The 8,731-nt window shown below is 70.2% G+C and carries 8 protein-coding genes; 1 reads left to right on the top strand and 7 read right to left on the bottom strand.

All coding sequences use genetic code 11. The annotated features are described in order from the left end of the window. Positions 1–53: 53 nt before the first annotated feature. The 7 genes from ABZ453_RS47960 to ABZ453_RS47930 form a co-directional block, all read right to left on the bottom strand. Positions 54–353, bottom strand: coding sequence for a hypothetical protein (locus tag ABZ453_RS47960; RefSeq protein WP_359025924.1), 300 nt, complete (start codon positions 351–353; stop codon positions 54–56). 235 nt (positions 354–588) lie between these two features. After that, complete coding sequence (locus tag ABZ453_RS47955; RefSeq protein ID WP_133047154.1) at positions 589–1,494, bottom strand: PAC2 family protein; 906 nt, start codon at positions 1,492–1,494, stop codon at positions 589–591. A gap of 163 nt (positions 1,495–1,657) precedes the next feature. Further along, a complete protein-coding gene (locus tag ABZ453_RS47950) occupies positions 1,658–2,329 on the bottom strand; it encodes a FadR/GntR family transcriptional regulator (RefSeq protein WP_133047153.1) in 672 nt (223 codons plus the stop codon). A 223-nt stretch (positions 2,330–2,552) separates the two neighbouring features. Next, entirely contained in the window at positions 2,553–4,169 is a 1,617-nt protein-coding gene (locus tag ABZ453_RS47945) for a glycerol-3-phosphate dehydrogenase/oxidase (RefSeq protein WP_359025922.1), read from the bottom strand. 51 nt (positions 4,170–4,220) lie between these two features. Further along, the gene (gene glpK, locus ABZ453_RS47940; protein WP_359025919.1) at positions 4,221–5,762 is read right to left on the bottom strand and encodes a glycerol kinase GlpK; all 1,542 of its coding nucleotides are present in this window, start codon (positions 5,760–5,762) and stop codon (positions 4,221–4,223) included. 50 nt (positions 5,763–5,812) lie between these two features. Beyond that, the gene (locus ABZ453_RS47935) at positions 5,813–6,607 is read right to left on the bottom strand and encodes an MIP/aquaporin family protein (RefSeq protein ID WP_359025917.1); all 795 of its coding nucleotides are present in this window, start codon (positions 6,605–6,607) and stop codon (positions 5,813–5,815) included. A 360-nt stretch (positions 6,608–6,967) separates the two neighbouring features. Further along, the gene (locus ABZ453_RS47930) at positions 6,968–7,732 is read right to left on the bottom strand and encodes an IclR family transcriptional regulator (RefSeq protein ID WP_133047149.1); all 765 of its coding nucleotides are present in this window, start codon (positions 7,730–7,732) and stop codon (positions 6,968–6,970) included. Positions 7,733–8,015: 283 nt separating this feature from the next. Between ABZ453_RS47930 and ABZ453_RS47925 the strand changes: the two genes are divergently transcribed. Beyond that, positions 8,016–8,731, top strand: a 716-nt coding sequence (locus tag ABZ453_RS47925) for a homocysteine S-methyltransferase family protein (RefSeq protein WP_207929921.1), incomplete at its 3' end; no start/stop codon positions are given.

Below are 8,731 nucleotides of genomic sequence, written 5' to 3'. Positions count from 1 at the left end.
GGGGCGCCCCCCGCCCCCCGCGCGGGCCCGCGCCCCCCGCCGCCCCTTACCGTTTATATCTGGTTGTGGGGGGGGCCGCCGGCCGCGCCGGGCGCGGCCCCCGACTGCTGCAGCCGCTCCTCGCTGCCGAACAGCGGCTCCAGCGTGAGCTGTTCGTCGCCGAGGAACATGTCGAGGGCGGAGACATCGGCGCCGGCCGCCGAACGGACGCCTTCGGCCCCTGCCCGCAGCCGGGCCTCGGGACGGGCGACGACGATCAGTTCCTGCTCGGCTCCGCGATAGGTGAATCCCGCTCCGTCGGGGCCCGGCCCGGATGCTCCCGGGCCCTCGGCCGGCTGTACCTGGTCGCTCATCGGTACCGCTCCCTTCGGTCCGTGCGGGTGCGCCGTCGCTGCACAACCAAGCACGCCCGGGGCGAGCCGTCCAGACCGTTTTCACCAACTCCGTTTGAAACAAGTTGAATTGGGTAACGTGTGCAATCCGTCCGGAAACAGAGGTCACGCCCCAAACCGGCCAAAGCCTGCGGACGGTCCCGCGCAAGCGCGGACACAAAAAAGGGCGGTGCGCCCGGCGCACCGCCCTTCTCCCTCACTCCTCGGAGGACTCGTCGTCCTCGCCGCCCGGTTTCGGCGGTGTCGTCGGGGGTTTGGTATGGCCGTCCCGGCGCCGCAGATACCGCTCGAACTCGCGGGCGATCGCCTCGCCCGACGCCTCCGGCAGCTCCGCGGTGTCCCGGGCCTCCTCCAGCGTCTGGACGTACTCGGCGACCTCGCTGTCCTCGGCCGCCAGCTGGTCCACGCCGACCTGCCAGGCACGCGCGTCCTCGGGCAGCTCGCCCAGCGGGATGCGCACGTCGATCAAGTCCTCCAGCCGGTTGAGCAGCGCCAGGGTCGCCTTCGGGTTCGGCGGCTGCGACACGTAGTGCGGTACGGCGGCCCACAGCGACACCGCCGGTACGCCGGCGTGCGTGCAGGCTTCCTGCAGGACGCCGACGATGCCCGTGGGCCCCTCGTACTTGGTCTCCTCCAGGTCCATCCGCTGGGCCAGGTCCGGGTCGGACGTGGTCCCGCTGATCGGGACCGGACGCGTGTGCGGGGTGTCCCCGAGCAGGGCGCCCAGGACGACCACCAGCTCCACGCCCAGCTCGTGCGCGAAGCCGAGCAGCTCGTTGCAGAACGAGCGCCACCGCATGGACGGTTCGATACCGCGGACGAGCACGAGATCACGCGGCTTCTCGCCGCCCACGCGGACGACGGACAACCTCGTCGTCGGCCAGGTGATCTTGCGTACCCCCGCGTCCATCCACACCGTGGGGCGGTTCACCTGGAAGTCGTAGTAGTCCTCGGCGTCCAGCGCCGCGAAGACCTCGCCCTTCCACTCCCTGTCCAGATGCGCGACCGCGGTGGAGGCGGCGTCGCCGGCATCGTTCCAGCCCTCGAACGCGGCCACCATGACCGGGTCGATCAGCTCGGGAACCCCCTCGAGCTCGATCACCCAGGCCTCCTTCCGACGTGCCCTCGCTTGACCCACCAACCTTACGGCGTCCGGCGGGGGCGCCCGCAGCCCCCTTGCACGGGGGAGTGAACGATCACTGCCCCGTCCGAGCCGCTCGAACACCCAAGATCGCCACCCCGGGCCACCCCGGCCCGGAAGCCGCTCAGAGCGTCGAGCGCAGCCACTGCTCCACGCTCGCGATGTGCACCGTCGCCCAGGAGCGGGCCGCCTCCGCGTCCCGGTCGTGCAGGGCGGCGAGGATCGCGCGGTGCTCGTGCAGGGTGCGGCTGACGGCGTCCTCCTGGGTCAGACCACGCCAGATCCGGGCTCGGGTGGTGGGCCCCGACAGACCGTCCAGGAGGGAGCAGAGCACGGAATTGCCGGAGCTCTGCACGATGCCCCGGTGGAAGTCCAGGTCGCAGGCGACCAGCTCCTCCACCGACGGCGTCTCGCCCAGCTTGTCCAACTGGGCCGACAGCGCGTCCAGTTGCTGCTCGCTGATCCGGGAGGCCGCCATCGCGGTCGCGGCCGGCTCCAGGATGCGGCGCACCGCGAGGAACTCCAGGACCGTGTCGTCCCGGTGGAAGTCGACGACGAAACTCAGCGCCTCCAGCAGGAGTTGCGGGTCCAGACTGGTCACGTACGTGCCGTCGCCCTGCCGCACGTCCAGGATCCGGATCAGCGACAGGGCACGTACCGCCTCGCGCAGTGAGTTGCGGGAAAGGCCCAGTTCGGAGGCGAGTTCGCTCTCTTTCGGCAGCCGGTCGCCGGGGCGCAGCGCGCCGGAGACGATCATGCCCTTGATCTTCTCGATCGCCTCGTCGGTGACTGCCATGTCCGGCCTCCCTGTCGCTCCCGTATGCCGTAAAGACATCCGATGTCTTACGACGACATTATGGGGGTTCACCGGGCTGAACGGGACGGCGAAGTCTCAGGTCAGGGCAAACCTCATCGGCGCACGCCCCGGCGGGCCTTGGCATGCGAAGGGGGCATGCGCATGGGGGATGCGAAGGGGGCGGCTCCGTCGGCGGGGAGCCGCCCCCTTCCCGGCGGGCCGGCTACTTCTTGTCGAGCAGGTCCTGCACCTTGGCGCGGACCTCGTCCGTGGCCAGGCCCCGGATCGTCAGCGTCGTGCGGCGGCGCAGCACGTCGTCCGGGGTCTCCGCCCACTCGTTGTCCCGGGCGTAGACGACCTGCGCCCAGATCTCCGGCGCGTCCGGGTGGACCCGCTCGCCCAGTTCCGGGTTGTCGTTCGCCAGGCGGGCGATGTCGAAGGCCAGGGAGCCGTAGTGCGTCGCCAGGTGCTTCGCCGTGTCGGCGGCCATCCGCGGACCCGGCGCCGGGTTGTCGACCAGCAGGCGGTGGGCGACCGCGCGCGGGTTGGCGACACCGGGCAGCGGCAGCTTCTTCGGCAGGGAGGCGATCGGCTCGAAGTCGTCACCGAGCGGAGCGCCCGGCAGCGCCTCCAGCTTCTTCATGACCGTGCGGCCGATGTGCCGGAAGGTCGTCCACTTGCCGCCCGCGACGGACAGCATGCCGCCCGGGCCCTCGGTGACGACCGTCTCGCGCTTGGCCTTCGCCGTGTCGCCGGGACCGCCCGGCAGCACCCGCAGACCCGCGAAGGAGTAGGTGATCAGGTCACGGCTCAGTTGCTGGTCCCGGACCGAGAACGCGGCCTCGTCCAGGATCTGGGCTATGTCCTTCTCCGTGACCGAGACATCCGCCGGGTCGCCCTCGAACTCCTCGTCGGTCGTGCCGAGCAGCAGCATGTCCTCCCAGGGGAGGGCGAAGGTGATGCGGTACTTGTCGATGGGTGTGGCCAGCGCCGCCTTCCAGGGGGAGGTGCGCTTGAGGACCAGGTGCGCGCCCTTGGAGAGGCGGATGGACGGGGCCGCGTTCGGGTCCTCCATCCGGCGCAGGTGGTCCACCCACGGGCCGGTCGCGTTCAGCACCAGCCGGGCGTTGACGCCGAACTCGTCGCCCGTCGTACGGTCCTTCAGGTCCGCGCCGGTCACCCGGCCACCCGTGAACCTCAGGCCGGTCACCTCGGCGTGGTTCAGCACGACGGCGCCCGCCTCGACGGCCGCGCGGACCGTCATCAGCGCCATGCGCGCGTCGTTCATCTGGTCGTCGCCGTACACCGCGACGGCCTTGAGGTTCTCGGTGCGCAGCTCGGGCACGTCCTGTGCCGCCTTCGCGGGCGACAGGAGGTGGCCGACGCCGTCACCGAACGCGGAGAGCGCGGAGTAGGCGAAGACGCCCGCCCCGAGCTTCGCAGCGCCGTGCGGCCCGCCCTTGTACACGGGGAGGTAGAACGTGAGCGGGTTCGCCAGGTGGGGGGCCACCTGGCGGGAGACCGCACGGCGCTCGAAGTGGTTCTCCGCCACCAGCTTCACCGCGCCGGTCTGCAGATAGCGCAGACCGCCGTGGAGCAGCTTGGAGGAGGCGGACGAGGTGGCGCCGGCGAAGTCACCGGCGTCGACCAGAGCCACCCTCAGGCCGGACTGCGCGGCGTGCCAGGCGGTGGAGATGCCCAGGATGCCGCCGCCGATCACAAGAAGGTCGTACGACGCCTTGGCGAGCTGCTCCCGGGTCTCGGCCCGGCTCGGGTTCGAGCCGGAGGCCGGGTGCGTCCCCAGGGCAGGCACGGACTGGAGGGTGGACTGACTGGTCATTTCGGGTTCTTACTCCTCATCAGAGCGTGCGAGAGCCGTCAGGAGCTCTCGTCAGCTCTCGTCGTCCTCGAGCCAGCCCATGGTCCGCTCGACGGCCTTGAGCCAGCTCTTGTACTCACGGTCGCGGGCGTCCGCGTCCATGCGGGGGGTCCACTCGGCGGCCCGGCGCCAGTTGGCGCGGAGGTCGTCGGTGCTGGTCCAGAAGCCGACGGCGAGACCGGCGGCGTAGGCGGCACCGAGGCAGGTGGTCTCGGCGACCATCGGGCGCACCACGGGCGCGTCCAGGAAGTCCGAGAGGGTCTGCATCAGCAGGTTGTTGGAGGTCATGCCGCCGTCGACCTTGAGGGCCGCGAGCTCCACGCCCGAGTCCTTGGTCATGGCGTCCGTGATCTCACGGGTCTGCCAGGCGGTGGCCTCCAGGACCGCACGAGCCAGGTGCGCCTTGGTGACGTACCGGGTCAGACCGGCGATCACACCGCGGGCGTCGGAGCGCCAGTACGGGGCGAACAGACCCGAGAAGGCCGGCACGAAGTAGGCGCCGCCGTTGTCCTCGACGGACAGGGCGAGCGTCTCGATCTCGGCGGCGGTGGAGATCAGGCCCATCTGGTCGCGCATCCACTGCACCAGCGAACCGGTGACGGCGATCGAGCCCTCCAGGGCGTAGACCGGCTTGCCGTCGCCGATGCGGTAGCCGACCGTGGTCAGCAGGCCCGAGTAGGAGTTGATGATCTTCTCACCGGTGTTCATCAGCATGAAGGTGCCGGTGCCGTACGTGGACTTGGCCTCGCCCTCGGAGAAGCAGGTCTGGCCGAACAGGGCCGCCTGCTGGTCGCCGAGCGCGGAGGCGACCGGGATGCCGCCGAGCAGCTCGCCCAGCTTGCCGCCGGTGACCTCGCCGTAGATCTCGGAGGAGGAGCGGATCTCGGGGAGCATCGCCAGGGGCACACCGATCGACTCGGCGATCTTCTCGTCCCACTCCAGGGTGTGGAGGTTCATGAGCAGGGTGCGGGAGGCGTTGGTGACGTCGGTGTAGTGCTTGCCGCCGTCGACACCACCGGTGAGGTTCCAGATGACCCAGGTGTCCATGGTGCCGAAGAGGATGTCGCCGCGCTCGGCGCGCTCGCGCAGGCCCTCGACGTTGTCCAGCAGCCAGCGGGCCTTGGGGCCGGCGAAGTAGGAGGCGAGGGGGAGACCCGTCTCGCGGCGGAAGCGGTCCTGGCCGACGTTGCGGCCGAGCTCCTTGCACAGGGCGTCGGTGCGGGTGTCCTGCCAGACGATGGCGTTGTGGACCGGCTCACCGGTGTTCTTGTCCCACAGCAGCGTGGTCTCGCGCTGGTTGGTGATGCCGATGGCCTTGATGTCGTCCCGGGTGATGCCGGCCTTCTGGATGGCTCCGGCGACGACCTCCTGGACGTTGGTCCAGATCTCGTTGGCGTTGTGCTCGACCCAGCCCGGCTTCGGGAAGATCTGCTCGTGCTCCTTCTGGTCGACGGAGACGATACGGCCGTCCCGGTCGAAGACGATGCAGCGGCTGGAGGTGGTGCCCTGGTCGATGGCGGCGATGAAGGGGCCGGCGGTGTGCGCGTCGGTCACTGTGTGCTCCTGGGGTTCCGTGAGTGAGGGGGAGGGTCTACCGAGTTGCTTTAGGCAAAAGCGACGTTGTAGATGCCTGCGGCGATCGCGCCGCCGACGAGCGGACCGACCACCGGGATCCAGGCGTAGCCCCAGTCGGAGCCGCCCTTGTTGGGCAGGGGCAGAAGGGCGTGCACGATGCGCGGGCCCAGGTCACGGGCCGGGTTGATCGCGTAGCCCGTCGGGCCGCCGAGGGAGAGACCGATCGAGACGACCACGAGCGCGGTGATCAGGGCGCCCAGGGTGCCCAGGCCGTTGCCCTTGTCGTTGAGGCCCTGGGTGAGGACCGCGAGCACCAGTACCACGGTGCCGATGATCTCGGTGGCGAGGTTCTGCCAGACCACCCGGATCTCCGGACCGGTGGAGAAGATGCCGAGCACGGGGCCCGCGCCCTTCTCCTGCGCCTCGACGGCCTTGGCCGCGGTGGCCTGCGCACCGGGACCGCCGACGATCTCCCGGTCGGTCAGGTGCGCGTGGAACTGGCCGTAGTAGGCCACCCAGACCAGGGTCGCACCGATCGCGGCGCCGAGCAGCTGGCCGGCCCAGTAGACCGGGACGTTGCTCCAGTCGCCGTCCTTGATGGCGAGCGCGAGCGTCACGGCCGGGTTGAGGTGGGCGCCGGAGAGCGGCGCCGAGGTGTACACGGCCGTCAGTACGGCGAAACCCCACCCGAAGGTGATGGCGAGCCAGCCGGCGTTACGGGCCTTGGAGGCCTTCAGCGTCACGGCGGCGCAGACGCCTCCGCCGAGCAGGATGAGTATGGCGGTACCGATGGTCTCGCCGATGAAGATGTCGGAGCTGGACACCCGCGACTCCTTTGTCCTTCGTCCAGGGGACCGAACCCCGGGTCCCTCCGGAGGTTCGAGCTGCCCTCGGGGGTGAGAGCGGTGTCGGCCCTTGGCGTTGTCACACTCTAACGCGTATTGCCGGTAGGTGTTCGACAATGCCGACCGATGGACGGGAGTCTTGCCGGGGCGTTACGTGCTCGTCAAGAGTCCTGCTGTCGAAAGCACGGCCGAAAACACGATCGTTACCCATTGCCGCGAACAGTCGATCTTGCAGGTCAGATGGGTACCGGCGAGTAATGACAAGGGCCGGGGCACACCACCGTGCCCCGGCCCTCGCTCACCTCTGCTCGTACAGACGTACGACAGGCGTGCGACCCCTCAGAACCGCCCCGCCCCCAGGTCCCGCGAGACCGCGCGGGCGCAGTCCCGCACGGCCGCGATCAGCTCCGGACGCAGCTCCCCGTCCCGGCGCAGCCGCTCCACCGCACCGGTGATGCCGACCGCGCCCACCGGCATCCGCCGCCGGTCATGGATGGGCGCGGCGACCGACGCCACGCCCTCCCAGGTCTCCTCGACGTCGGACGCGTAGCCACGCGCGCGCGTGATGTCGAGGATGTGCTCGAAGTCCTCCAGGTCGCACGTGGTGCGCTCGGTGAACGGCTTGCGGTCGGCCTCGACCGCCTCGCTGTGCGCCACCGGGTCGTACGCCGACAGCACCTTGCCCAGAGCCGTGGAGTGCAGCGGCTGCATCGCCCCGATCTCCAGCACCTGCCGGCTGTCGTCGGGCCGGAAGACGTGGTGCACGATCAGCACGCCCTGCTGGTGCAGCACGCCGAGATAGACGCTCTCGCCGCTCGACCGCGCCAGGTCGTCCGTCCACACCAGGGCGCGCGCCCGCAGTTCGTGCACATCGAGATAGGTGGTGCCCAGGCGCAGCAGCTCGGCGCCCAGCTGATAGCGCCCGGAGGCGTCGTCCTGCTCGACGAAACCCTCGGCCTGCAGGGTGCGCAGAATGCCGTGGGCGGTGCCTTTGGCGAGGCCCAGCGACGAGGCGATGTCCGAGAGGCCGAGCCGTCGCTCGCCGCCCGCGAGCAGCCGCAGCATCGCGGCCGCCCGTTCGAGCGACTGGATGTTCCGTGCCATCGCCGTCCTGCCTCCGTCCCCTACGACAGCCGAGTTACGGCGCCGCTGCCGCTGTTCGGCAATGTCGAACACTACCGGTCGATGCCGACGCTCCGCTAATGGTCGGCAGACATCGGTTGCGTCACTGGTGTCCCGTCGGTGACCTGCCGCCATCCTGGTCCGTCCCGCGGACTGCCCGACCATCCCGGACGCGACCCGGCTACCCTGGCGGCGTGCGCCCTCCCTGGGAAGACCCGGGGAACCCGCAAAGCCGACAGCCGTCGCACTCAAGGGAGCCCCTTTCATGGCCTCGTCGCCACTGACCCCTTCCGCCGACAGCCGGACCCGTGCGTCCGCGCTCCGTGAGGCCCTCGCCACCCGGGTGGTGGTGGCCGACGGAGCAATGGGCACCATGCTCCAGGCCCAGGAGCCCACCCTCGAGGACTTCCAGAACCTCGAAGGCTGCAACGAGGTCCTCAACGTCACCCGCCCCGACATCGTCCGTTCGGTCCATTCGGCCTACTTCGACGCGGGCGTCGACTGCGTCGAGACCAACACCTTCGGCGCCAATCTCACCGCCCTGGGCGAGTACGACATCGCCGAACGCGTCGCCGAGCTGTCCGAGGCCGGCGCCCGGATCGCCCGTGAGACTGCGGACGAGTTCGCCGCCCGGGACGGCCGGCAGCGCTGGGTCCTGGGCTCCATGGGCCCGGGCACCAAGCTGCCCACCCTCGGCCACACGACCTTCGGCGCCATCCGCGACGCCTACCAGCAGAACGCCGAGGGCCTGCTCGCCGGCGGGGCCGACGCCCTGCTGGTGGAGACGACCCAGGACCTGCTGCAGACCAAGGCATCGGTCATCGCCGCCCGCCGGGCGATGGAGACCGCGGGCTACGAGGTCCCGCTGATCGTCTCCGTGACCGTCGAGACGACCGGCACGATGCTGCTGGGCTCGGAGATCGGTGCCGCGCTGACCGCTTTGGAGCCGCTGGGCATCGACATGATCGGCCTGAACTGCGC

It is taken from the genome of Streptomyces sp. NPDC005799, assembly GCF_040630525.1.
GTDB lineage: Bacteria > Actinomycetota > Actinomycetes > Streptomycetales > Streptomycetaceae > Streptomyces > Streptomyces griseorubiginosus_B.
The sequence above is the reverse complement of the archived record's forward strand: the minus strand, read 5'-3'. Positions and strand labels throughout refer to the sequence as shown.

What these genes read in the sequence shown, in the direction of transcription:
- ABZ453_RS47960 (WP_359025924.1), bottom strand. Translation starts at nt 353, where the DNA reads ATGAGCGACCAGGTACAGCCGGCCGAGGGCCCGGGAGCATCCGGGCCG.
- ABZ453_RS47950 (WP_133047153.1), bottom strand. Translation starts at nt 2,329, where the DNA reads ATGGCAGTCACCGACGAGGCGATCGAGAAGATCAAGGGCATGATCGTC.
- ABZ453_RS47945 (WP_359025922.1), bottom strand. Translation starts at nt 4,169, where the DNA reads ATGACCAGTCAGTCCACCCTCCAGTCCGTGCCTGCCCTGGGGACGCAC.
- ABZ453_RS47930 (WP_133047149.1), bottom strand. Translation starts at nt 7,732, where the DNA reads ATGGCACGGAACATCCAGTCGCTCGAACGGGCGGCCGCGATGCTGCGG.